The following is a 21823-nucleotide window of genomic DNA, read 5'->3' as shown; positions in this document are numbered from 1 at the left end:
TCAGGCCCCTTTAACCGGCTTTTTGTCCGAGCCTTCGTGAACGTGCAGCGAAGTGCTGACGCCGGCGGCGATCTGGTCGCCGTCCGAGACGATGCGGCCGGTGGTACTGATCAGCGGTGTGTCGAACTCCACCGCCGTTTCAGCCTTGACCCGAAACGTCGCGGTCTGCACCTCGATCACCCGGCCGCGCTTGAAATGCAGCACGTCGCCTTCGTCGGTGTGCAGGGCCACTTCACCGCTCTGCAGGCCCTGCAGGCGAAAGCGGCGGTCTGACACGCAGATCACCACCCCATGCGAGCGGTCGCCATTGATGAAGGCCGCCAGACCCTCGGCGCCCGGGTGCGGGTTGGATGTGAACCCATAGGGTTCGAAGTGCTCCATGCCGTCTTTCACTTCGTCGGCGGTCAGGCGCATTTGCAAGCTCTGCAGCATGCGGCCAGCATCGACCAGGGCGACGACACCCCGGGCGAGGAAATTTCTGATGGGTTTCATGTACTAGGCTTCCAGTCTGCAGGGATCAGGTATTCGAAGTTGTCGGCCTTGCCGCCCTTCTTGAGCTTGCGCGACTTGTGCGGGTCTTTCGGTTCAGGGTCGAAGCCATCCGGCGGGCCTACCACGATGTTGGCCACCGTGCCGGCGTCATCCATGACGTACTCGATTTCGCTGATCAGCATGTCGCGGTCGATGCCCATCAGCGGGTCGACCACCCGCACCACCATGTTCGGCAGCCAGAGCGCGCCATTGGATTGCCGCCAACCCTGCACCTGATAGTTCAGGGTCAGCGCCTTACCCATGCGGCTGCCGCGTTCCCAGTTGGCCCTGGCCTGGGCCAGCTCCGGGGTCATCTGGCCGCTCTCGTGGATCAGCAGCACGCGGTGCCGCGTCGCCCGAGGGTCGGCCAGTTCCGCCTTGACCTCGCTGGCCTGCTCGCCGTAGGCACTGTCTGACCCCGAGCGCTGGCCAGTGACGCGGTACTCCGAGAACACCCCCGAAAAATCCAGCTCGGCGCGGCCGGTCAGGATGTTCTGCCCCAGTTCCAGGCGATCGACCGCACGGCCGGCGCTGCCGGGCTTGATGATCACCACCCGGCCCCGGGCGTCGTCGGTCGACAGCAGACGCGAAAGCGTCAACAGCCGGTCGATCGACTCGAACACCGTTTCGCCCGGCTCGATCTGGTGGTCGGCCAGCTTGGTGGTTTCGGCCACCTCGCTCAGCACCTTAACCCCGTAGGGTTCGGCCAGCGCCTGGACGATCTTCTGCACGCTCTGCCCGCGCCACTGCCCGGGTTTGTTGACTGCCGAGCTGTCCACCAGGTCGGCGGTCAGCGAGCGACCGGACACCGACCGTTCCACGCTGCGGCTGTCGTAGCTGATCGGCGTGGCGAACACCCACCCGGTCAGCACCAGGTCGTCGCCGATGCGTACTTCGCAGTAGTCACCCTGCCGCACTGGGATTTCCACCGCCTGGCCGGGCCAGCGCCACGTCACCCCCAGGCGGAAATCACGGCTCTGCCGCTCGATCCCCGCGCTGATGCTGACTTTCTTCCAGCCGCGATAGTCCAGGCCGTTCACGCTCAGCGTGACAGCATTCATGTCATCCATAGGCTTACTCTTGAGCGACGGACAGCACCCCGGCAGGCAAGAACCCCGGGTGTGCGACCTTGTTACGCGTAACGATTTCAGCGGCGCGGGTCGCGTCGCCGTAGCGCTGATAGGCCAGCACCACCGCCGGCAGGCTCTCCAGCGTGGTCACCTCAGCCAGGCGAACACCGGCGCGGGCCACCTCGGTCAGGTGGACGCGCACTTGCTTGCGCACCACCTCCAGCACCTCGAAATGCTCATGCGGGGCGGTCTGTTCGGCGGCCACTAGCGCGGCCTCGATCGCGTCGCGCACGGCCACCACGTCAGCGGTGACCGGCACGTCAGGCCGGGCGATCGGCGCAGCCACTTGCTGCTGCAGGGACGGATACCCCGACAGTGGCGCCGGCGCCTGCACCACCGGCATGGCGGCGGCCGTACGCACGGCCAGGACAATCAGCGCATCGCGCACCAGCTCGCGGGCGGCCTCGATCACCGCCGCCGTGGCAGCCCCGCCGGCGGCACTGCTGCCGGCCTCGACCGCTGCAGCCGCGGCTACCACCTGCGCCGCCAGTGCGCGGGATTGCTCGACCTGCGAGGTAATGGCCCGGCTCGATGCGGCGAAGCTGGCAAACTCCGGGTCGGCCTCGGGCAGGCCGGCCACGGTGCTGGCGAACTCCGGGTCGGCTTCAATGCTGGCAGCGCTGGACGATGCCGCGCTGCTCGACGGCCCCCAGCGATAACCGGTCGAACGGCTACCGCCGACGCTGGAAAACTGCCCCCGGATCATCGCCGAAAAGTTGCCCGGGGCATTGATGAGCATGTCGGCCAGCGCTTCTACCGAACTGACCAAACCCGTCAACTGGCGCAGCTCCTGGGCAATGGCCATCTGCACCCCGGCGATACCGTTCTGCAGCATCACCACCGCCAGGCGCGCCCGGTTCACCACCGCCATGGCTTCCTTGTAACGCCGGATCGCCGACTGCAGCAGGGTTTCCGACGACTCTTCCAGTTGCCGCGCCGTGTTCGGCACGCCGGCGGGAAAACCCTTTTCGCCGTCTTCGACGAACACCAGGTCGAAGCGCGCCATGCCTCCTTCGCGGCGCTCATGGCCTACCGAACAACCGGTCGCCGTGACCATCAGTCGGCCATACCAGGGGTGAATCAGCTCCCCGGCGCCGGGCTTGTCCAGCGCATTCAGCAGGTCATCACGCTTGATCAGGAAGTCTTCGCCGATCACGAAGGCCGCCATCTTGATTTCACGGGTTACACGGCCCAGGTCCTCCACCAGCGGTTTGTCCCGCTGGGGGTATTCATGCACCTGGGTGCGCCGACCGACTGGCATGCTGTCGCTGTCGACGTGAAACGGCACCCCTCGAAAGGAGGCCGGGTGTAGCTCATCCCGCCACGTGGTCATCCTGCCCCCCTACCCAATGAGCGATAGCCGACCTGCGGGGTGACCTGCAGGCCGGGCTGATTGGATTCGCCCTGTTCGACGCGCATGCCCTGCGGGGCATTGTCGAAGCGGACCACCATCGACCCTTCCAGCTGGGTCTTGTTGGCCGCTGCCGACTGCTGCACCAGCGAACCCCGCGACGCCGGCAAACCACCCGGCGCCGGGGCAGCCACGGACGTCAGGCCAGGGCGCTGCACAACGGCCGTTTCAGCCTGTTTCAAGGCCTCAGCCTGGGTCAGCCCCTTGGCATAGCTTTCCTTGGCTTGTTCGCCCAGCTGCGAGGCCGTGAGCGCCGGCGCCGATGACACCAGGCGCAGCGGCGGCCGCGCCGGCGCTTGCCCAGGCACACGCAACAGACTGGCTGCGCTGGTGGCCTCGGGCATCAGCTGCACCGGCTCAGCCATCGGCCGCACCAGGGCGCCCGGCACCGGCTGGGCCGCTACGTTGCGCGCCTGCTGCTGCGCCGTCCAGGCGTTGACCTTGTTGGTCGCGGCCTCGATCACCCCGCCTTCGGAACTGAACCCCAGGAATTTCATCATGGGTTCAACAATCGGCCGCAGCTTCTCCCACAGCCCTTTGAAATAGGCCGTGATCGGCTCCCAATGCTTGACCAGCAAGCCCAGCGGCGACCAATCAAACAGGGTCTTGAGGAAGTCGAGGAACGGCACCGACAGCGCCTTGATCGCCTCCCACACGCCTTGGAAAAACCCGCTGATCGGCCCCCAATGGTTGATGATCAAACCGAGCGGGGAATAGTCGAACAGGGTCCGCATGAAGCCCATGAACGGCACCGACAGCGCCTTGATCAGGCCCCACAGGCTGGCAAAGAACCGGCTCAGCGGCTGCCAATTGGCGACGATCTGGCCGAGCGGCGTCCAGGCAAAGGCGGTTTTCATCCACCCCCACACGGCCATCGCCGGGCCTTTGATCTCATCCCACAACGCCACGAAATAGCGGCTCAGCGGCTCCCAGTTGGTCACGATCAAGCCAATCGGCGACCAGGCGAAGGCCGTTTTCATCCAGCCCCACAGGGCCATCGCTGGCCCCTTGATCTTGTCCCACACCGCCTGGAAATACGGCGCCACGGTCGACCAGTTGGCGATCAGCACGCCGGCGGCGATGGCGATGCCGCGCACGATGATCCCGATCGGGCTCATGCTGGCCACCCCGTTCATCATCGCCAGGGCAGCCGTGGCGCCGGCCGTGGCCAGGCGCAGCACGGTGAAGCCCACCGCCGCCCCCAGCACGCCCTTGATCAACCAGGGGTGCGCTGCTGCCAGGGCGCCGACACTGCTGATAATCGGCCCCACGGTAGCCATGAAGTCGTTCAGCGGCGGCAACAACATACTGCCGACCGTGATACCCAGGCGGGTCACGCGGTTCTGCAACAGCTGCATGGCGTTCTGTGTGGTGGCTGCCCGGGCGGCATACTCGCTGTTCATCGAACCGGCGTACTGCGTTTCATCGCCGATCGACTTAAAGTTTTTCTGCAGGGTGGCCAGGCTCGTCAGCAGCGGCGCAATCGCCCCCACCGATTCCTTGCCGAACAAGTTGGTCAGCACCGCCGCCTGCTTGCTCTTCTCGACCTTGGCCAGCGTCTGCAGCACGCGGTTAATCGTGCCTTCGCTGTCGCTCTGCATGCCCTTGGCCAACTCGTTGGCGTCCAGGCGCAGCGCCTTGTACGCCTCCTTTTGCGACTTGGTGGCCGCTGTGCCGGCGGTCAGGGTCAGCATGAAGTTCTTGATGCCGGTGGCCGCCACGTCCTGGGCGATACCCACGCCGGCCAGGGTCGAACCCATGGCGGCCAGCTGGGCCGCGCTGACACCGGCCACCTCACCCAGCGGGCCGATGGCCGTCAGAATGTTGGAAATCTGCCCGGTGCTCGCGGCGCCGGTGTTGCCCAGGTAGTTGATCTGATCAGCGAGGGTCACCACCTCGGCCTGATTCATTTTGAAGGCCGTGCGCCACTTGGCCATCATCGAACCGGACTCTTCGGCCGTCTGGTCGAAGGCCACGCCCATTTTCACCGCGTCCTCGGCAAAGCGGTTCAGCTCTTCCCGAGCAATACCCGATTGGCCGCCTGCCGCGACAATCTGCGCGATGCCCTCAGCCGCCATCGGCAGCCGTTCGGACAGGCCCAGCACGTCGTCGCTCATCGCCTTGAACTGCGCCGGCGTGTCGAAGTTGACCACCTTTTTCACGTCGGCCATGGCACTCTCGAAGCCCATAGCCGCCTTCACACCCATGACAAACGGCGCCGCAATGGCACCGCCCTGCAGGGCCTCGCCAAAGGTGATCTTGCCCAGGCCCGAGCTGTTCAACTGCTTGCGCAGCATCGCCGCGTTCTTGCGCACGCCACTGAGCACCGGCGACAGCTTGTCGACGCCGGTGATCAGGGCCTTTAGCTGGAATTTATCCGCCACTGCCACCCCCAGTCAGCGCGTTGATGCGCCACGCGTTTTCCTCGCTCTCGAACAGCGTGTCGAGGGTCCAGCCCAGCACCTCGCCCGGGGTGGCTTTCCACCACCAAGCGAGGTCATAGGCCAGCTCGGTTAGGCTGCCGACTGATCCGAATCGCGGGGCATGAAAAAACCCACGATGAGCCAGGCCACGTTGTTCAAGTCGGGCAACGCCAACTGGTTCACCGAACTGGCAGGGATGGCTGCGCACACGGCGATGTACTTGGCCGCCACTTCTACGTCGAGGATCGGATAACCGCTCTCGCCGATGTTGTAGGGCAGCGCCTTGATGGCCCGGCATTCCTGCACGGTGGGGCGACGCAGGGTCAGTTCTTTGACCTCTTCGTTATGGGCCTGGATCGGTTCGGCGAGGGTATGGGTTACGGTGCTCATTACTGCCAGTCTCCTTGGATGCCTTCGAATTTGAGCGAGACCTTGGCGTCGTCACCGGTCACTTTGGCTTCATCGACCAGATACGCGCCGCTCAGCACGTACACGGAGCCATCGGCCAGTTCGGCCGTTACGGTCATGGCAATACCGGCGGCCAGCTTGGCCCGGGGGAAGTTGGCGGTTTTCACCGCGTCAACGACGACGTAGGGGATCAGGTCTTCTTCTTTGAAGTAGCCCCGCGTGACGGTCTCCCGCTTCACGTCCGACAGCGGGCATTCCACACCGCCGGTGATGACCAACTGATCGCCGTCGACCTTGATGTAGCAGGTGCCTGCGACTTTCTGACCCATAAAGGGATCTCCCATAAAAAAGCCCGCACAAGGCGGGCCGGGGTTGAACGATGCGGATTAAGTCGCTTCGGGGTACTGCAGGCGGAACTGGTACAGCAGCGCGAACACGCGCAGCTGATTCACCAGGTCCGGCGGGAACAGCACGCTGAGCCGGTTGGGGTTGTTGGCGTCGCGCTCGACGATCAGGTACTGATTGAACATCTCGGCATTCTCGACAATGCCGTCACGCTCAAGCGCGCCGTAGGCCGCGATCAGTTCACCGCGAATCACCTTCGGCGTGACGATCGCCTGGCCGGGGCCAAAGCGGGTGCCGTCGTTGGCCAGCTTGTGGCGGCCGTACTTGCTGGTGATGATGCTGCGCAGGTAACGGATCACATACGCCGACTGGTGCAGCGTCTCGCTGTCCAGGTACGAATCATCGGCCTGCCCGTAGGCGTTGCGCTGATACGTGGTAATGGCGCGCTCGATGCGGTAGCTGCCACCGTTGTAGGCGGCGGTGGCCACTCCACTGGTCAGCAGCGACTGCCGTTCGGTCAGGGTGAAACGATCACTCGCGGCGGCCGGATCGATGCCCACCAGCACGCCGGTTTGCGTCGGCCGCGCCGGGTCTGCACTGATGAACACGGCGGTGCGCGCCGCCCAGGCGGCCGTCACCTCCCACGCTGGCTGCGGCACGCCCCGTTCGAAGCCATGGACGGTGACATGCGGGTCATTGCGCAGGCGCCCAGCTGCGACCAGCTCACCGAGGGTGCCGCGCTTGGCGCTGTAGACATGGCCGTACAGCTGCTTAGCCCAGGACCAGCGACCGGCGCTGTCGTCCATGGTCTCTTTCCAGGCGTCCAGGGTGTCGGCGTCGGTCCACGGCTGGGCGATGAATTCGAACTCTTCGTCGCCCAGCGCAGCCAGCGCGGCAGCGGCGTCAGGGCTGCCGACACCGCCGGTCATGCCCGTGGTGACGATGGTCAAACCCGCCGGGGTAACCTCGCTGTTCACGCGGCCCAGGCGATTGAGCTGCAGCTGAATATCGTTGCCCAGCTCGCCCTTGAACTTGGCTTTCAGGCTGACCACACCGGCGGCCACCGTCGCGGTCACCGGCAGGTCGATCGCCTCATTGATGGCCGCCGACAGCGCGGTGGCCACCGCATCGGCCGAAGCACCCGCCACGGCCAGGGCGCGCACGCGCTGACCCGCGATGTACAGATTGACCAGGCCGGCCGACTCGACCGACCCCGTTACGGTAACGGTGCCAGCTGCGGCCACGCCGGTGGCAACCTTGAGCGGCAGGCACCACACCTCGCCGGCGACGTCGATGGCGCGCCAACGGGCGTGCATGCTGGCCAGCATCGAACCGGCGCCGCCAATGTCCTTGGCCTCGCTGGTCCGCGACACCAAGGTCAGGCGGCCAATCTCGGCGCCGTCGGCGTCATCGTTGACCTGGCCAATGAGCAGCCGGCGCAAGCTCGATGCGCCGCTGTTGGCCATGGAATTGTCGACTTCGGCATAGAACAGCGGTACGCGAATGTCGCTGGGGATGTTGCTGAAACTTACGCTCATTCCGCCGTGCTCCCCTTGGGTTTGCTACTAGCTTTCTGCTCGACGGCATCACCGTCGCTGATGCGGCGTTCCCAGTACGCATTACGCGGCACCGGGGCGCCACCGGCGGGCAGCAGCTCGCGGGGGTTGTGCGGCATCGGGCACTCGCGCCCGGGTGCCGGCTTGAGGTTGATGGTCTTCATGGGGTCAGGTTCTCCCGGGTGGTGAACTCGACTCGCCCGTCTGGGCCTGGGGCCGTGACGTTGGAGTCTTTCAGGGGGTTGATGAAGTCGAAACGGGTGTCGATTCCGTCCAGCGCCGGCAATCCGGCCAACTGCCATTCCTGCCAGGTCTGCGGCTTGCCCTGGCCGGTCTGCTCCCAGCGACCCAGCTGCAGGTCGGCATAGAAGCGGTAGCGGTAAACCACCCGCTCGCGGTCGAGCAGCAACAGCTGGCCACCGTCGTACAGCAGCGGACCCGACTCGGCGTCAGGCACGAAGCCCACCAGGGCGCGCCACAGCTGGGCGCGCACGTCGTGCAGCACGTCGACCACCGACTGCCCGCGCTCATCCACCGTTGGCAGCACCACGCACACGTCGATCGCGTCGCGCACGTCCTGGGTGATGACGTTCTGCGCGGCGGGCTCGTCGGCCGAGTCGCCCACCGCGATCACGTAGGCCGCCGGCACTTCCAACTTCGCGCTTTCGGCGGTCGGGTCCCAATCCAAGCCGCCGGCCACGCGTTCTTCGAAGCCAGGCGCATAGGCGCGCAGCTGCTCGATCACAGGCGTGATTTTCATGTGGGATCTCAGTTGAGCAGCGCGGCGGCGAAGGCCTGCTGCAGGATGCGTTGCACGTCGGCGCGGCTGTCGGTCAGCGCGTCGGTCATGTAGTTGTCGCGGGGCTTGATGCGCCATCCACCGCCCTGCTTGCGGCGCACGCCGTAATGCAGGTACGCCGGGTAGAACGCCCGCATGCTCGCGGTCTTGTTCGGGGCAATCCGCACCAGAAAGCCCGAGCGCGACAGCTTGAAGCCGATCGAATCGGTGGTGGCACCCGACCGGTTGATCGGGTAGCCCTCCTGGCCGCCACCCAGCGCCAGGTTCATCTGCGCCCGGCCGGTGATCAGCTGGCCCACCTTGCGCATGCCGGCGCGGATCTTTCGCTTGTTGAAGGCCTCTTGGTCGAACTTGTCGAAGCCGTCAACGTGCAGGTAGCCGTCAATCGAAACGGAGTTGGCCACGGCCACCTCCCGCCTGAGCAGGCTGGGCTCCCAGCTCTTCCACCTCCACCACCGACCAGATCTGCTCGCCCGCAAGCTCCGTGGGGCGCTTCACCCGATAAACCCGCCCACGGCCAACGAACTCACAGTCCGAAGCCAAGCCGTCAATGAAGCGACAGTACAAGCGGTGCGTAACACCGGTGTTGGTTTGCTGCGCTGCGGCATAGGTTGCAGTGCCCAAGGGCTCAACCTTGACCCAGCGCCAACACACATGCGCCAGGTCAGACTCAAGCCCGGGTCCAACCGGTTTATCGGACCTTCTTCGCACCTCCATGCGATGCTTCAGCTCACCCGAGGCGGGTGCCCGTGTGCTCACTCGCAATGCCATGGCTAGAACCTCGGCGGGACGGTGATATCCGCCAACAGGTGGTCGACAAAGCTCGCCGGCACTTCGGCCAAGGATTGCCCCACAACCAAAAGCCCCCGATGGGTGAATGCCGTTTCCGCCGCCATCAGTAGCCAGCTGAGCACACCGGGATAGGCTTCCAGGTCCGCCCCGGCCCGGTAACGGATACGCAACCGGCCAGCAGGCCTGCCGCCCGGGAAAAGCAGATAGCTCTCCTTTCCACCCTGGCTAAGCTCTACCGGGCCATCGTAAGGGCTCACCTGACCTGCCTCTCCCAGCACCACCACGGACTCGACGGCAACCACCTGGCCAACGTCCAGCGAATGGCCCGACGGATACATCGCCGGCCATTCCTCCTCGTAGATCGCTTCACGAATGGCCGCCCCCGTTTTCGATTCGCCCTGTGCGGTGACGCCAGGGATGATGATCAGGTCGATCAGCTCGGGCTGCAGGTCTTCTGGCTCAGCCCGGCACTGAAATGCCACCTGTTCCAACGTCAGCACGGGCGCCCCCGTGTAGGCGATACGGCGCGCCATGATCAGGGTTTCTCTTCGTCGTCATCCGGATCAGTGGTGGTCGAATCCGAATTCGGTGATGGCTCCGTCGAAGGGCCGGGCTGGACTGGCTCTTTCGCCGCCGGAGCGGGCTTGCTCTTACCACCACTGGACTTGCCAGCTTTCTTGGGGTCGTGCAGCTCAGCACGGCCGCCTTCGATCAGCGACTGCGCAACATTTTCCTCGAAGCCCGCTACTTCGCCCTTGCTGTAACCGCGCCAGGAACCGGTGAACACAACAATTATCTTTGCCATAACTTCCATCCAGTCGAGCGGCCCCGGCCAATCCGGGGCCAGGGATTACATGCCTGCGCCCCACTTCACGCCGACCGCCACAATGATGCTTTCGACGTGACGCGGGCCGAAGTCGTGTTTCGCGATGACACGCAGCAAGGTCTGGTCACGCTGGAAGGCGCTGACCATGTTGCCCTCGGCATCCTTGTAGGAAGCTTCGTTGCTGAAGCTCAGGGTCAGGTCCATGTCTTCGCCGATCATGCAGTCGGCGAAGTTCACAAAGTAGATCTCGGTCTCATTGCCGTCGGCGCCGAGGTTGACCGGAATCTGGTTGCTCAAACCGACTGGGTAGCCTTTCAGGAGACCCTGATCGATTTCTGGATAAGCCTTGTTGCCGTTGCCGTCACGCAGCGCCTGCAGCCAACGCAACACACGCGGCGCCATCAGCCAGCCGCACGACTTCATCATCACGTTCGCGGTTTCGAGGCGCAGCATCATGCCGCCCAGGAACAGGTCGATCTTTTCCAGCGTCAGGCCATCGACCGCGGGCGCTGGCAAGACGTTGAACGGCAGCGCCCAGTAGCGCATCCCCTTGGGCAGCGAGCCAGAGCCATCAGCGCGGATAAAGTGCAGATCCTCCGACAGGCCCATGCTCACGGTCAGGTCACTGAGCACCAGGCCATCGACCCGAGGGTTAACCCCGCTCATGGCCAACAGGTCATTGGAAATCGGCACGATAGCGGCGGCCTTTTTCGCCGACAGCTTGGTGTCGGCGAACGCCATGCCGGTGATCGGGATATCGGTATCGCTGCCGATGTACGTCACCACGGTGTTGCCGGTGATACGCGGCTGGGTCAGGTTGCCGTTGTTCAGCGGCAAGCTGGTGACGCCCATCTTGCGGACAATGGACACCGGCCGAAGCGACTCGATGACCTCGGTAGCGAAGTTCTGCGGCACCAGCACACCGCCGGCACCCGGGGTTACGACGCTCAACGCCATGTGGACATCAGCGGGGAAACCGCCGTCCTTCGCCATCTGGGCGGCTGTCTGCTGGTTGCCGTGGGCAGACGCCAACAAACGAGCCATCTGCGCCATGCCGGTACCAGGCTTGGCCTTTTCGCTGAATGGGCCGGAAATGTTGCTGCCCGGCGGGCCAGTGACGCCTTGAGCCGACTCGGTGACCGGTACCGCGCTGGCTGCAGCCAGCTGTTCAGCCGACTCGGCCCGCTTGATCTTGGCCGTCAGGTCATTGATCTGCGTTTCCAGGCTGGTGAATTGCTGCAACTGCTCGGCGGTCAAGCTACCGCCACCTGCCTCGATTTGGGCAAGGGCCTGTACCTGGGCGACCAGGCCGGCGCGCTCGTTACGCATTTGAAGTACAAGGGACATGCTGCCTCCTGGGCATAAAAAAACCCGCACTAGGCGGGTCGAGATACAGTTGATACGGCGGGATCAGGCGAGCGACTGCATCGCTAACGCTGCTGCTCGCACGCTGATTCGGCTCGTCTGGCGTGTTGCACGGTTCTGCGCAACGGCACGCGACAGCTCGTCAACGGTGTGTTGCGGGTTCTGCAGGCGATCCGCCAGCCCCGCATTGATGGCGGTCTGTCCGCGATACAGAGCGGCCTCGGTGCCAATCACTTTGGCGACCGGCAGGCCACGGTAGTCGGCAACAGCACTGACAAACATCTGGTAGCTCTCCTGCACTAGCTCGTTGAGGAACTTCATCGATTGCTCGGTGATGGGTTCATGCGGGGAAAGATCGTTTTTGTGTGCCCCGGCGTACACCGTAGTCACCTTCACGCCCATCCCCTCCTCCATCTTTGAGCGATCCATATGGCTAGCAATCACCCCGATCGAGCCGACACCGCTGGTGCGACTCACCACGATCTCGCTGCACGCCGAGCCGATCAGGTAGCCGCCGCTGTACGCCATGAAGTTCACCAAGCCGGTGATAGGCTTCTGCGCGGTCATCGCCCGGATATCCTCGGCCAGCTCGAAGGCGCCCACGGCAGAGCCACCAGGACTGTCGATATCCAGCACGATGTGTTCGACCAATGGGTCAGCTACTGCGCGCTGCAGCTGGGAGCGCAGCCCTTCGTAACTGGTCATGGTTTCGCACGCGTTGAGGTGACTGCCGCGACTGACCAGCACACCGCTGACCGGGATGACCTCAATCCCGGTCTGGGCAATGGCATTGCGCCGCTGCTCGTCTGCGTAGGCCACCCGGTCGATCGGATCATCATCCTTCCAGAGCTGGGCCGAGCTGCCTCCAAGGTTGATGATGTTGAGGCTCATGGTCTGATTGGCCCAACGCACGCCCAGGTCGAGCATGTCTGGCGTGACCAGCAGGGGTTGATTGAACAGCAGGCTGGAGGCCCGCAGATAGCGCTTACTCATTGGGCGAGGATCCTCCCGATCTCGGCGTGCTGCAGCTCCAGATGGGCGCGCACGGTGGGGTTGTTCAGGTCGGGCTGCTTGCCAGCGTCAACCATATTGAGGGGCTGCAGGTAGATATCACCGCCCTGCACGGGCGGCATGTTCTCCAGCCGCCGGATGTCGTTCACGCTCAGCCAACCCCACTGGCGACCGATAGCGTAAGCCTCATAGCGGCTTTTCTGGTCACCGCGCAGCAGCCCGGACAGGTTGAACTCAATGAAGTATTCCCGGCGATCCTTCGGCAGCAGGAAGTCGCGCATCATCGCTTGTTCATGGCGCTTCACCCAGGGCAGTAAGGCGAACACCACGAACTGGATCATCAACTGCTCCAGAGTGTTGTAGTTCGACTTCTCCAGGTCGTTCACCATGGGCAGGGGAATCTTGTAGATACGCGCAATGTCCAGGCCGGTCAGCTTCATGATGCCGACGATTTCAGCGTCAACGTTGGTCATCGACACCGGCTTGAAGGTCATGCCTTCCTGTAGCAGGGCGACTTTCTTGGCGTTGTCCATACCGCCAAACTTCTGCCCCCACTGATCGACGATCTTGTCGATGGTGCCCTGATCCTTGATCGCGGGTGCCTCACGGGGTCGCTCGATCACGCCGGACACGGCCACGCCGTTGGCAAAGCTTTTGCCGGTGTACTGGCGTACCGCCTGAGTCAGCCCAATCGCGTCAGCATGCAACTCAATGGGTGACAGCCCAACATAAGGGTTCGTACCGAACCAGCGAACGTGATGCACCATCCGCATGGGCACCGACTCGCTGGTACCAATCCGGTAGTAAGGCAGCAGGTCGGCGCCCTTAAGCACCTGGACCTGCTCGTTCTTTAGTGACCACAGCGCCGTGACGTTGCCGTCTTCGCGCCGGTCGATGAAGCTGAAGGCGTTACCCCGCAGGCCGGCCGCACCCTGGTGCCGCTCCATGTATTCACAGGGTGTCTGGAACGGGTTGGGCTGATAGCGCAGCACGTCGTATAACGGGTGATTGATCGCCGCATCCCGCTGCCCCTTATCCTTGCGCTGGAACAGTTCCAGAGGCAGCTGCGCCACCGTTTCGGCCAGCAAGGTGACGCAGTTTTGCAGGATGGGCAGGGCAAGCGCAGACTCTGGCGTTACCGCTACACCAGCCGAGCTTCGACCGCCACCGAGCAGACCGCGCCAGAAGCCGCTGTCCGGATTGGTTAACGTGCCCGCGCCCGAAGCGAGCAAGCTGGAAAAGAACATGGTCAGCCTCCTTCCCTTGCCACCTGGTGCGCCGCTGCCTGATCGGCCAACTTAGCCCAGACCAACAACCCTACCCCCGCGACGATGAATGCGGCAGGTCGATGCACCATCCAGACACCCGCGACCAGCAGCGCGAAGCCCAGCAGGCCCGCCACCCAGGATGCAATTACCAACTTCATATACCTACCCCTTCGTCGTAAACCGACGTGCCTGATGCTTCGGAAATGTCGCTGCTGATGCCAACCGCCATCACAGCAGCGACAATGCCGTCGATACGGCCCGTGGCTTTGGATTTGTCGACCTTCCGATTGTTGGCTGGGTCGAAGACGATCACCGCGTTGCCTGCGTTCCAGGTCATCACGGGGTTGTCGTCGTGCAGCAGGGTCTCGACCACCTCTGAAACCGTGGTGACCTCCGACACAACCTCGAAATCCTCGGGGTCCAGCTCGATCACCTCAGATGGCTCGGCCTTGCGGCCCAACAAGCGCCGCTCGAACTCATCCACCGCCGGCCCCATGTCCTTAAAACCTTGGCCAAAAGGCTTGAGCTCGGGCAGCGTGATGCCGTTGTCGGTCATCAGCTGCAGTAGGTCCTCGATCCGCCATCGATCGTAGGCAATTCGCCGCACGTCGAAGAAATCGCAGATCGTCTGTAGCCGCCTGAGCACGTGCAGCTTGCTGATGGCCCGACCCGGCGTCGTTTCAAGGTGGCGCTCTTTGATCCACTGCAGGTACGGAACACGGTCGCGTTTCTCCCGCCCCACCAGGTCCTCGTCGGGGATCCAGAAATACGACAGAGAGCGCCAATGAGGGTCGTAAGGCGTTGGGCTGAACATCAGCACGAACGCCGTCAGGTCCGTGGTGCTGGATAAGTCGAGCCCGCCGACGCATGGCCTGTTGCGTAGAACTCGCATCGGCACCCGCTCGGCCGCACCGCTCCAGATTTCCCACGACAGCCACGGCGATGTCGCCTGTGTCCATTCGCAGAAATTCAGGCGCCTGACCACAGCCTCCTTGGCTGGCAACCCCTTAGCCTCGGCCACCTGCTCACGCAGATACTTACGACCAGGAATGCCATCGGTTTGCCCCTCAAGGATGTAGTCCAGCGACGGGTTCACCTTCGGCCAGCACGCTTCGTCCTTGAAAGGGTCGTCTCCCTTATCGAGCGAGCAGATGAAGGCAAAGAACGCGTCGTTATGCTCTTTTCCTTCACAGATTCGCACGCCAAGGTCGTGATACTGGCCACACACCGAGCCCTTATCGGAACCACTGTTGGTGATCATCACGATCAATGCCCGGCGCCGGAACTTGGTACCGGCTCGCATCATGTTCACGGCACTGGCGGTCTTGTGCTCATGCAGCTCATCGATCAACGCCACATGGGGCCGGGGGCCGGACTGGCCGTCGTCGGAGCTGATCGGGCGGAAAAAACTGTTGGTCGCGGGATAGAAAAGGTTCCAGACCTTCTCATCACGCCCGGACTGGACAAGACGCCCGGCAAGATGCGGCGCCATGTTGACCATCGCTACCGCATCGCGGAACAGGATCTGCGCCTGGTCCTTTTTCGTGGCCGCTGCATACACCTCCGCTCGTTGCTCGCCATCAGCAACCAAGCCATAAAGGCCGATCCCGCCAACCAGCGGCGACTTGCCCGAACCCTTGCCGGTTTCGATGTACGCCTGGCGAAACCGGCGGTAGCCATCATCGGTGTACCAGCCAAACAGGCTGCCGACGATGAACGCTTGCCACGGTGCGAGGCGAAAGGGCAGCCCCTCAAAGTCGCCACCGTTCAATCGAAGCACGTCTTCGAAAAAACCTATGGCGCGTAAGGCAGCTTCGGCATTCCAGATCAGCCCGCGCTCATGCCCGCTGTCCAGGTCCAACAGATGACGCCGCGCAGCGTTGCGAACATCCGGACCGGCGACGATTGAACCAGCCAGCACCTGGTCCGCAAACGCCTTTACCCGGCAGTCAGCTGAAATACTTTGAGGCAGCGTCTCGTTCTGCATTCGGGAACAAATCTCCTTGTGCCGCCGGTGCGGCTCTCATGTTCCGGCGCGCCAGGGGAGATAACCCGAACTGAGCACCGGCCGCGTTGGCCCGCTTCTCAGCGTCGTTGGCCAACTGGCGCAGCACATGGGTCTGCTGCGCGCCGGTCTTGAAGGTCTGCACCTCACCGCCTAGGCCGTCTAGCGACTGGGCATTACGCTCAGCGATCAAACGCTGGAAGCGAAGCCAATCGCCGTAGGCCTGGCAGTACGTTGCAAGCGCCAACTGGTCGAGGCGTGACACCCAACCCAGTGCAAGTAGCGCCTCAGTGATGCGTGTCCACTCGGCGGCCGCGTCGCCCGTGAGGAAGTCCGGCATAGGCGGCACGCCGACCGGCACCGCAGGGTCTTTGATTTCGTTCATCAGCTGCGCGGGTGAAAGCTTGCTGCGGTTGCCGTTGAGCAGATGCACCGATGCGGGCAGCCCAGGCCGCCCGGAGTTACCGTTTCCGGCCATGGAAACCTCCAAAATCTGATACCCCCCTCCTCCATTTTTCCCGGTTTTGCACACGGAGGTGGGCATGCGGTCAACGAGAGGGCGAGCAAAAAGTTTTTTACCCCCCCTACCCCGGCAGACCAGGGCGGGCGGGGCTCGGATCAACGACGGTTCCAGTGGTGGTTGGGGTCGAGCGGCATGCCCGACGCGCTGCAGCCAGCCACCCGGCCGCTGCGCTCCAGCCTCTGCTTCACCGAGTCATGGCACAGCTTGCACAGTGGCTGCCAGTTGTCCTGATCCCAGAACAACTTCCACGCAGCCTTGATCTTGTCAGGGTCACCGGATTCCTTTGCTTCCTGCAGGCGGGGCGCGACCTTGTGGTCTACCACCGTGGCAGCCACCGGCCGGAAGGCCGTCGAACACATTGAGCAGAACGGGTTGGCCCCGAGAAACACTTCCCGAGCCAACCGCCAGCGGTGACCGTAGCCGCGCGACGCGCTACTGCCCCGCCGTTCGTTACCCTTCACGGCTGACCGGCGGCACTTCGCAAACGCCCAGCCGCTTCGCTGCCCAACGTTCGTACAGGCTGATAGCGACATCGGCACCTGCCATCGCTGTAAGACACCCGAATGCTGCAGCCGCCCAGAGCGATGCGCCCATCGAGTACAGCAGCATGATGGTGGAGAGGCCGCAGACAATGCAGGCACCCGAGCGCAATACGATGCGACGGACCAGCGCCCAACCTCGGACGCCCGCTTTGTCAGCCCTCCACATCTCACCCGACACACCGCCAACCAGGGACAGAATGATCACCATCCAGATTGGCATCTCGACTAATGCTTGTTGCTCGCTGTTCATGCAGGCCTCATTGGCAAAAGCACGGCGCCGGAAAAAGAAAACCCCGCCAGATGGCAGGGTTCTCGATGCACCGACAGGTCGGAGCGGGTTGCACAGCACAGTGCTTATGGGGGAAGCGCCTAAGCGCACTTTTTACATCGTGGAGCCTTTTTACCGAGGAACTGCAAAACCGAAAAGAGGCTGTTTTCGGTACTCCGCTTCGGCGCTACTTCGGCGCAACTTCGGCGCACGCTCGGCGCATTCCAACCCGACGAACGGTAGTGCTCCGATTCAGCCCGGAGCGGGCGACGATGATCCTGGCCACCTGCAGATGCAGCGCATCCAGCCAGTTCCAGTAGGTGCGCTCTGCATCCTCCGCTAAGCCGACAGCCCTCATTTGCTCACGGATCGTCGCCTCGTACAGGTAGCGGAAGGTAGCCAGGCGAGCCAGGGTCTGGCCTCGAACATCGCGACGCTCCAACTCCGCAACCGCTGCCTCAACCTCGGCAGCGGCTCGATCCATGCCCAAGCCGTTGACCGGGATCCTTGAGCCCGATGCGCCGCCGCGAGGCGCTGCGCCCTTCCATTCCATGATGGTACCCAATTGGCTGCCCAGCCCTGACACCAACCCACACCGCGCACGCTGCTCGCCCCAGTGGCGCATGAGGTCATCAATATCCTTCTTCATCAGCAGAATCCCCCGGAAAACAGAACCCAACACACATTCAAGCAACCCAACACAAACCCAACACAGATAAAACCCAATAAATTCAATGCTTTATTAGTAATTGTGTTGAGTGTGTTGGGTTTGTTGGGTTTTTGAGTCTTCGCATAGGATTTTTTCTTGATCTGCTGAGGCATTAGAAAAAGTTCACCCGCACGCGCGCGCGCGCGCAAACCCAACACACCCAACACAGGCGCACGGGAAGCCTTGAACTTAGGGGGTTCTATGCGTGTTGAGTTGCTCAAACCGACCCAACACAAACCCAACACACCCAACACGGGAGCCCTTGGTTTCATGCAGCGACCCCCTTCACGTGTTCCCATGCGTCGACGTTCCACCCTGCAAGTTTCGCCTTGCTGCGCCAGGTGATAACGGCCTGCCCCAGCTCGGCCGCATTGAACGATGGGGGCAGGGAAGCCTCGGGATCATCAGGGAAGAAGAACGCCGCAAATCGGCGATTACTCCCCTCTGTCCATGGGATCGAGCGCGTCTTGTCGACTGTCGCACTGAGCATCAGCGAGAACTTCGTCTGGCTCATGGCATGCTCCTTGTTACGGGAGCACCACTCAATGAACAACGCATATAGGTCGGTCGCGAGACAGCAACCCCATAGACCTCGGCCAAGCTCTCCAGTTTGCCAGAGATGAAGAAAAGTTTGCCACGCAGTTCTGCTAAGCGCGACCAAGCGCTGGCGAGCCTCAGTCTTGGGGGGGCGAGTTCGTTGGTTGAAATCGCCGAGGTCGACCGCAAGCAGCCAGCCGTATAGCGCTGCCACCCCACCGCTGCTCAGCTCCCGACCGATAGCCTTCTGGCGATCTACCGGCAATGTTTGCATGGGCCACATCACAAGCATCCGGCGATCATCTTCGCTGATAGGCCACGGCATGATTTCGTTACTCAGGAAGACAGCATTCATGTGGTTTGCTTCTTCCCAACCGTTGATGAACTTCGACTCCATCCGCACGGTCTTGCCAGTGATCATGTGCTTGATTTTGCCGACCTGGTTGTAGCGCTGGTCTCGACTGACAACCTCCTCGAACACAGCCCACAGCTTCCGGCTCTGCCAGGCGTTGAAGCTACCCTCCAACTGCGTCTGCCCAACAGTTGCAGCGTACTGGCCGTACAACTGGCCGAAAATGTCAGCGAACAATAAGCTCTTGCCCGAGCCCTCCATGATGGAATGCATCAGCACCGCCGTGTCCATCTTGGCTCCCATGTTCTGTAGCGGGTATGCCAACCATTTCGTCAGCCAGCCCAGTGCTTCCTCGTCATGGTTGCAGAGGAACGAAATCAACCAACGCAGGTTCTCGCAGGCAGCGTCATCACGCACAGGCGCCAGGGGCAGCCCCTCGAATGTGTTGATGTAAAGATTGGGATCCTTGGTCATGGTGGGGTCGAATACGATGTGATCGACATCCACGACCCGGCGATCTTGGCTATTGAGCCACCACTTGTACTCTTCTCCCATGGCCATTTTTACGGCCCCTTCAGCGATACGACGCTTCTTCTCCCTGTCCCACACGTCCTTGGTACCGTCGATGTACACGTACCGCTCAATGGGATCGAGCTTCAGGGCACCACCTTTCTTGGCAGACATACGCCGGGCCTGATCAAGCTCCTGTGCCTGCTCTGTCGCGATCAGCTTCTTGTCAGTCCGTTCCATCCACTCATTCGCGAGTGGCTTGCCGACCAGGGCCTCGAAGCCTGACCGCTTCATCGACCGCCCTTTGTCCAAGTCCCACACGCTTGTAGTGCCTTCGACCAAGGCGAAGCGACGCATCGCCCCACCAATATCCAAGGCGACACCCCCTGCCCCCCCAGTTGCCGATGAGCCGGCCGGGCTGGTGGCATCGACGTCCGATGGGGAGTGGGGAAGGCCTTCGACATCGCTGTCGGCGACGGTAGGCTGATCGGCCTGCTCGATCATCGATGGGGGTCGGGGAAGTTCGCCCAATGGCGGCGGTGCCGGCGAACGGGATTTCGCGGCGATGCCGAGGATACGAGCGGCCGCCTTGGTCGCAGCCTTCTGATCACCGTTGTGCACCAGGATGCAGAACACATCGAACGCATCGTTCTTGTGTCCGTTCGCCAAAGGATCGGAGCTGTGGTGGGAGAACAGCTTGTCGTCGATGATGCTGACACCTGCCAAGCCACTGGTGCTCTGCGGGCAGAGCCACTTGTCGCCTCGACGCTCGTAGCCATGGGCCTCAATCAGCGTAGCGATGTCGTGGGCCTGGTTAAACAGCGCGATCACTTCTGGTAGATCACGCCCACTGCGCCCAACTGCTGGGCGCGGCCGTACAGGTTCAGATCTTGGCGCCGGCGATGCTTTGGGCAGCCAAGGACAAACAGCCTCAGCCTTGGGCTTAAACTCGTCCCAACTCTGCCAGATAGCGAGTAACTGAGGGGGCAGCTCTGGCAGACCTTCCGCAGATGGCGGTGTACGCCAAGTGTAAGGCAGGCCAGTACCCGGGTGGATAGAGGGCGGCAGCACGTCTTGCACCAGACCGGCACGGAGCTCGAAGACGGGGATCTTCTTGAACGGCTCAGCGGCCACCTTCAACGCAGCCTCCCGGTCAGTGTCCCCTGCGTCTCTGGCAGCCTTGACCTGCGCCATGAGCGCCTTGTGGATCGAGCCATCTGGATCCGCCTGGCTTGGCCAGGTCAGTGGGTGCCAGCTCAGATCAACTCCATCGGGAACCCGGAACATTATGCGGAAGCGTGCAGGGTTGCCCACCGAGGTCGGGTAGGCATCTGCCAGCGCGTCCAAGTCCATCCCAAGCAACTCGCTCAGGATCTGCCGGGTGCATTGAACTTCATCAACGTCCAGCGAGCAGACACCACTCGGCCCGAGCACTACCCCAAGGTTGTGACTCGGACGCTTCTTCCAGAATGACTCAGCATCAGCAGCGACCGTGAAGTAGCCTCCGGGCTTGTTCCAGCCGTTACCCTTCGGCCCCTTCTCACCTGGCTCGATGGGAACCAGAGCCAGATTGAAGGTTTCAATGTACCGGCGCGCCCAATCAGCTGTTGTAGGAGTTGGGCGCTCACTCATCGACGACGCTCCCGCAGCTCCTGGCAATCGACGCAGGTTTCGCAACCAGCAACCGACTGTTGACGCGCCAACGGGATTGGATCTTCGCAGTCCATGCAGATCCCTGCACTTGGCTTTTCAGGAAGCCGAGTGAGGCGTTGCAATGACAGTTGGAGAAAGTATTCGGCCTGGTCATTAGCGAAATCGACTGCATCAGCCATGGTTCTGGTCCTCCATCGACTGACGCGCGCCCGAAGTGATAGCCAGTACCTGGCGAATCACATCAAGCCCGCAAGCCTCAAGCTTCTGCACCTCGTGCAACTCCCAGACATTGTCAGCAGCACCTTCATGCATGCTGCTCACGAACTCAGCCGCTTCCTTCAGCAGGAGGCCAACCGCCTTGAGCTGTTCATTGGTTGCAGGGACTGGGCAAGGGCGATACCAAACAACACCAGCGGCCCGCCCCAAGGCATCAAGCACCCGGCGGTCGGCCGTCCACTGCAGAACCTCTTCAAGTTCATCGGGGCTGAGCCAGCGGCGCTCTTCGTCATGCTTCAGCTTTTTCTGCAGGGCATCGAGATCCATGCCCATTTCAAATGCCAGGCGGGTGATCCCACCTTTGTAATCGCGACCGGCGCGGTAGAGCGCCTGCTTGAGGGATAGTGCCGGCCCTGCGTCCGGCAGAGTGTCGATGCGACTCATAAACCGTTAAACCTCGATTAACGGTGTAGTCACAGGCGTGAGTAAGTCCTATCCTGTGAAAACAACCGATGTGCTGTGCTTTGCGTGCTGTGCGGGCATTTCACGCGGTTCTAGTCATCCGGCGAATCTTGTGGTGAGAGGCAACCGGATGGCGGGCTACACGGCGCTCTGCACCGTCAACGTTGAGCTGGGGGATTCT

Annotated in this window: 25 protein-coding genes; all 25 read right to left on the bottom strand. The window is 62.6% G+C overall.

The features are described 5' to 3' along the window. The 25 genes from HU748_RS08040 to HU748_RS07920 all read right to left on the bottom strand — a co-directional run bounded on the left by HU748_RS08040 (window position 1) and on the right by HU748_RS07920 (window position 21624). Window positions 1–492, bottom strand: a complete 492-nt coding sequence (locus tag HU748_RS08040) for a phage baseplate assembly protein V (protein ID WP_186720001.1) — start codon at window positions 490–492, stop codon at window positions 1–3. Next, the gene (locus tag HU748_RS08035; RefSeq protein WP_186720000.1) at window positions 489–1601 is read right to left on the bottom strand and encodes a phage baseplate assembly protein; all 1113 of its coding nucleotides are present in this window, start codon (window positions 1599–1601) and stop codon (window positions 489–491) included. The genes HU748_RS08040 and HU748_RS08035 overlap by 4 nt, the downstream gene beginning before the upstream one ends. A 4-nt stretch (window positions 1602–1605) precedes the next feature. Further along, window positions 1606–2994, bottom strand: coding sequence for a DNA circularization N-terminal domain-containing protein (locus tag HU748_RS08030; RefSeq protein ID WP_186719999.1), 1389 nt, complete (start codon window positions 2992–2994; stop codon window positions 1606–1608). Next, window positions 2991–5456 carry a phage tail tape measure protein gene (locus HU748_RS26375; RefSeq protein ID WP_346655458.1) on the bottom strand — a complete coding sequence of 822 codons (2466 nt, stop codon included), beginning with the start codon at window positions 5454–5456 and terminating at the stop codon, window positions 2991–2993. The genes HU748_RS08030 and HU748_RS26375 overlap by 4 nt, the downstream gene beginning before the upstream one ends. Before the next feature lie 129 nt (window positions 5457–5585). Next, the gene (locus HU748_RS08020) at window positions 5586–5885 is read right to left on the bottom strand and encodes a phage tail assembly protein (RefSeq protein WP_186719998.1); all 300 of its coding nucleotides are present in this window, start codon (window positions 5883–5885) and stop codon (window positions 5586–5588) included. Further along, on the bottom strand, window positions 5885–6232 hold the full coding sequence (locus HU748_RS08015; RefSeq protein WP_186719997.1) for a phage tail tube protein: 348 nt from the start codon (window positions 6230–6232) through the stop codon (window positions 5885–5887). Before HU748_RS08015 ends, HU748_RS08020 begins: the two co-directional genes overlap by 1 nt. 57 nt (window positions 6233–6289) lie before the next feature. Further along, complete coding sequence (locus tag HU748_RS08010; RefSeq protein WP_186719996.1) at window positions 6290–7786, bottom strand: phage tail sheath subtilisin-like domain-containing protein; 1497 nt, start codon at window positions 7784–7786, stop codon at window positions 6290–6292. After that, window positions 7783–7968 (bottom strand): DUF2635 domain-containing protein, encoded by a 186-nt coding sequence (locus HU748_RS08005; RefSeq protein ID WP_152954965.1) that lies wholly within the window; start codon window positions 7966–7968, stop codon window positions 7783–7785. Before HU748_RS08005 ends, HU748_RS08010 begins: the two co-directional genes overlap by 4 nt. Continuing rightward, window positions 7965–8564 carry a hypothetical protein gene (locus tag HU748_RS08000; RefSeq protein ID WP_186719988.1) on the bottom strand — a complete coding sequence of 200 codons (600 nt, stop codon included), beginning with the start codon at window positions 8562–8564 and terminating at the stop codon, window positions 7965–7967. The genes HU748_RS08005 and HU748_RS08000 overlap by 4 nt, the downstream gene beginning before the upstream one ends. A gap of 8 nt (window positions 8565–8572) precedes the next feature. Beyond that, window positions 8573–9007, bottom strand: coding sequence for a hypothetical protein (locus HU748_RS07995; protein ID WP_186719986.1), 435 nt, complete (start codon window positions 9005–9007; stop codon window positions 8573–8575). Next, a complete protein-coding gene (locus HU748_RS26595; protein ID WP_272979731.1) occupies window positions 8985–9320 on the bottom strand; it encodes a head-tail adaptor protein in 336 nt (111 codons plus the stop codon). The genes HU748_RS07995 and HU748_RS26595 overlap by 23 nt, the downstream gene beginning before the upstream one ends. A 56-nt stretch (window positions 9321–9376) precedes the next feature. Beyond that, entirely contained in the window at window positions 9377–9928 is a 552-nt protein-coding gene (locus tag HU748_RS07985; protein ID WP_186719982.1) for a hypothetical protein, read from the bottom strand. A 2-nt stretch (window positions 9929–9930) separates the two neighbouring features. Beyond that, entirely contained in the window at window positions 9931–10200 is a 270-nt protein-coding gene (locus tag HU748_RS07980) for a hypothetical protein (protein ID WP_186719980.1), read from the bottom strand. Between the two features lie 45 nt (window positions 10201–10245). After that, complete coding sequence (locus HU748_RS07975; RefSeq protein ID WP_186719978.1) at window positions 10246–11568, bottom strand: phage major capsid protein; 1323 nt, start codon at window positions 11566–11568, stop codon at window positions 10246–10248. A 63-nt stretch (window positions 11569–11631) separates the two neighbouring features. Beyond that, window positions 11632–12579 carry a S49 family peptidase gene (locus HU748_RS07970; protein WP_202885226.1) on the bottom strand — a complete coding sequence of 316 codons (948 nt, stop codon included), beginning with the start codon at window positions 12577–12579 and terminating at the stop codon, window positions 11632–11634. Next, window positions 12576–13844 carry a phage portal protein gene (locus tag HU748_RS07965; protein ID WP_186719976.1) on the bottom strand — a complete coding sequence of 423 codons (1269 nt, stop codon included), beginning with the start codon at window positions 13842–13844 and terminating at the stop codon, window positions 12576–12578. The genes HU748_RS07970 and HU748_RS07965 overlap by 4 nt, the downstream gene beginning before the upstream one ends. A gap of 2 nt (window positions 13845–13846) precedes the next feature. Beyond that, entirely contained in the window at window positions 13847–14023 is a 177-nt protein-coding gene (locus HU748_RS07960; RefSeq protein ID WP_186719974.1) for a hypothetical protein, read from the bottom strand. Further along, window positions 14020–15852, bottom strand: a complete 1833-nt coding sequence (locus HU748_RS07955) for a terminase TerL endonuclease subunit (RefSeq protein ID WP_186719972.1) — start codon at window positions 15850–15852, stop codon at window positions 14020–14022. Before HU748_RS07955 ends, HU748_RS07960 begins: the two co-directional genes overlap by 4 nt. After that, window positions 15815–16348 carry a phage terminase small subunit P27 family gene (locus HU748_RS07950; RefSeq protein WP_186719970.1) on the bottom strand — a complete coding sequence of 178 codons (534 nt, stop codon included), beginning with the start codon at window positions 16346–16348 and terminating at the stop codon, window positions 15815–15817. The genes HU748_RS07955 and HU748_RS07950 overlap by 38 nt, the downstream gene beginning before the upstream one ends. Before the next feature lie 140 nt (window positions 16349–16488). After that, window positions 16489–16752: an HNH endonuclease gene (locus tag HU748_RS07945; protein WP_238343310.1), complete on the bottom strand. Its 264-nt coding sequence runs from the start codon at window positions 16750–16752 to the stop codon at window positions 16489–16491. 91 nt (window positions 16753–16843) lie between these two features. Then, window positions 16844–17185, bottom strand: coding sequence for a phage holin family protein (locus tag HU748_RS07940; protein WP_186719966.1), 342 nt, complete (start codon window positions 17183–17185; stop codon window positions 16844–16846). A 205-nt stretch (window positions 17186–17390) separates the two neighbouring features. Next, window positions 17391–17852: a hypothetical protein gene (locus tag HU748_RS07935; protein ID WP_238343309.1), complete on the bottom strand. Its 462-nt coding sequence runs from the start codon at window positions 17850–17852 to the stop codon at window positions 17391–17393. A gap of 328 nt (window positions 17853–18180) precedes the next feature. Continuing rightward, window positions 18181–20943, bottom strand: a complete 2763-nt coding sequence (locus HU748_RS07930) for a DUF5906 domain-containing protein (protein ID WP_186719964.1) — start codon at window positions 20941–20943, stop codon at window positions 18181–18183. Further along, a complete protein-coding gene (locus HU748_RS07925) occupies window positions 20940–21143 on the bottom strand; it encodes a TraR/DksA C4-type zinc finger protein (RefSeq protein ID WP_186719962.1) in 204 nt (67 codons plus the stop codon). Before HU748_RS07925 ends, HU748_RS07930 begins: the two co-directional genes overlap by 4 nt. After that, a complete protein-coding gene (locus HU748_RS07920) occupies window positions 21136–21624 on the bottom strand; it encodes a phage regulatory CII family protein (RefSeq protein WP_186719960.1) in 489 nt (162 codons plus the stop codon). Before HU748_RS07920 ends, HU748_RS07925 begins: the two co-directional genes overlap by 8 nt. Between the last annotated feature and the right edge of the window lie 199 nt (window positions 21625–21823).

This window comes from Pseudomonas sp. RW3S2 (assembly GCF_014268955.1).
Lineage (GTDB): Bacteria > Pseudomonadota > Gammaproteobacteria > Pseudomonadales > Pseudomonadaceae > Aquipseudomonas > Aquipseudomonas wayambapalatensis.
This window is presented reverse-complemented; position numbering and strand designations above follow the sequence as displayed.

Excerpts from the sequence above, each read along its gene's own strand:
- HU748_RS08035 (WP_186720000.1), bottom strand. The coding sequence starts at position 1,601 with ATGGATGACATGAATGCTGTCACGCTGAGCGTGAACGGCCTGGACTAT.
- HU748_RS08015 (WP_186719997.1), bottom strand. The coding sequence starts at position 6,232 with ATGGGTCAGAAAGTCGCAGGCACCTGCTACATCAAGGTCGACGGCGAT.
- HU748_RS07950 (WP_186719970.1), bottom strand. The coding sequence starts at position 16,348 with ATGGCCGGAAACGGTAACTCCGGGCGGCCTGGGCTGCCCGCATCGGTG.
- HU748_RS07930 (WP_186719964.1), bottom strand. The coding sequence starts at position 20,943 with ATGAGTGAGCGCCCAACTCCTACAACAGCTGATTGGGCGCGCCGGTAC.
- HU748_RS07985 (WP_186719982.1), bottom strand. The coding sequence starts at position 9,928 with ATGGCGCGCCGTATCGCCTACACGGGGGCGCCCGTGCTGACGTTGGAA.
- HU748_RS07955 (WP_186719972.1), bottom strand. The coding sequence starts at position 15,852 with ATGCAGAACGAGACGCTGCCTCAAAGTATTTCAGCTGACTGCCGGGTA.
- HU748_RS07945 (WP_238343310.1), bottom strand. The coding sequence starts at position 16,752 with ATGTGTTCGACGGCCTTCCGGCCGGTGGCTGCCACGGTGGTAGACCAC.
- HU748_RS07935 (WP_238343309.1), bottom strand. The coding sequence starts at position 17,852 with ATGAAGAAGGATATTGATGACCTCATGCGCCACTGGGGCGAGCAGCGT.
- HU748_RS07975 (WP_186719978.1), bottom strand. The coding sequence starts at position 11,568 with ATGTCCCTTGTACTTCAAATGCGTAACGAGCGCGCCGGCCTGGTCGCC.
- HU748_RS07970 (WP_202885226.1), bottom strand. The coding sequence starts at position 12,579 with ATGAGTAAGCGCTATCTGCGGGCCTCCAGCCTGCTGTTCAATCAACCC.
- HU748_RS26595 (WP_272979731.1), bottom strand. The coding sequence starts at position 9,320 with ATGGAGGTGCGAAGAAGGTCCGATAAACCGGTTGGACCCGGGCTTGAG.
- HU748_RS08000 (WP_186719988.1), bottom strand. The coding sequence starts at position 8,564 with ATGAAAATCACGCCTGTGATCGAGCAGCTGCGCGCCTATGCGCCTGGC.
- HU748_RS08030 (WP_186719999.1), bottom strand. The coding sequence starts at position 2,994 with ATGACCACGTGGCGGGATGAGCTACACCCGGCCTCCTTTCGAGGGGTG.
- HU748_RS07925 (WP_186719962.1), bottom strand. The coding sequence starts at position 21,143 with ATGGCTGATGCAGTCGATTTCGCTAATGACCAGGCCGAATACTTTCTC.
- HU748_RS08020 (WP_186719998.1), bottom strand. The coding sequence starts at position 5,885 with ATGAGCACCGTAACCCATACCCTCGCCGAACCGATCCAGGCCCATAAC.
- HU748_RS07920 (WP_186719960.1), bottom strand. The coding sequence starts at position 21,624 with ATGAGTCGCATCGACACTCTGCCGGACGCAGGGCCGGCACTATCCCTC.
- HU748_RS08040 (WP_186720001.1), bottom strand. The coding sequence starts at position 492 with ATGAAACCCATCAGAAATTTCCTCGCCCGGGGTGTCGTCGCCCTGGTC.
- HU748_RS07965 (WP_186719976.1), bottom strand. The coding sequence starts at position 13,844 with ATGTTCTTTTCCAGCTTGCTCGCTTCGGGCGCGGGCACGTTAACCAAT.
- HU748_RS07980 (WP_186719980.1), bottom strand. The coding sequence starts at position 10,200 with ATGGCAAAGATAATTGTTGTGTTCACCGGTTCCTGGCGCGGTTACAGC.
- HU748_RS07960 (WP_186719974.1), bottom strand. The coding sequence starts at position 14,023 with ATGAAGTTGGTAATTGCATCCTGGGTGGCGGGCCTGCTGGGCTTCGCG.
- HU748_RS08005 (WP_152954965.1), bottom strand. The coding sequence starts at position 7,968 with ATGAAGACCATCAACCTCAAGCCGGCACCCGGGCGCGAGTGCCCGATG.
- HU748_RS08010 (WP_186719996.1), bottom strand. The coding sequence starts at position 7,786 with ATGAGCGTAAGTTTCAGCAACATCCCCAGCGACATTCGCGTACCGCTG.
- HU748_RS07940 (WP_186719966.1), bottom strand. The coding sequence starts at position 17,185 with ATGAACAGCGAGCAACAAGCATTAGTCGAGATGCCAATCTGGATGGTG.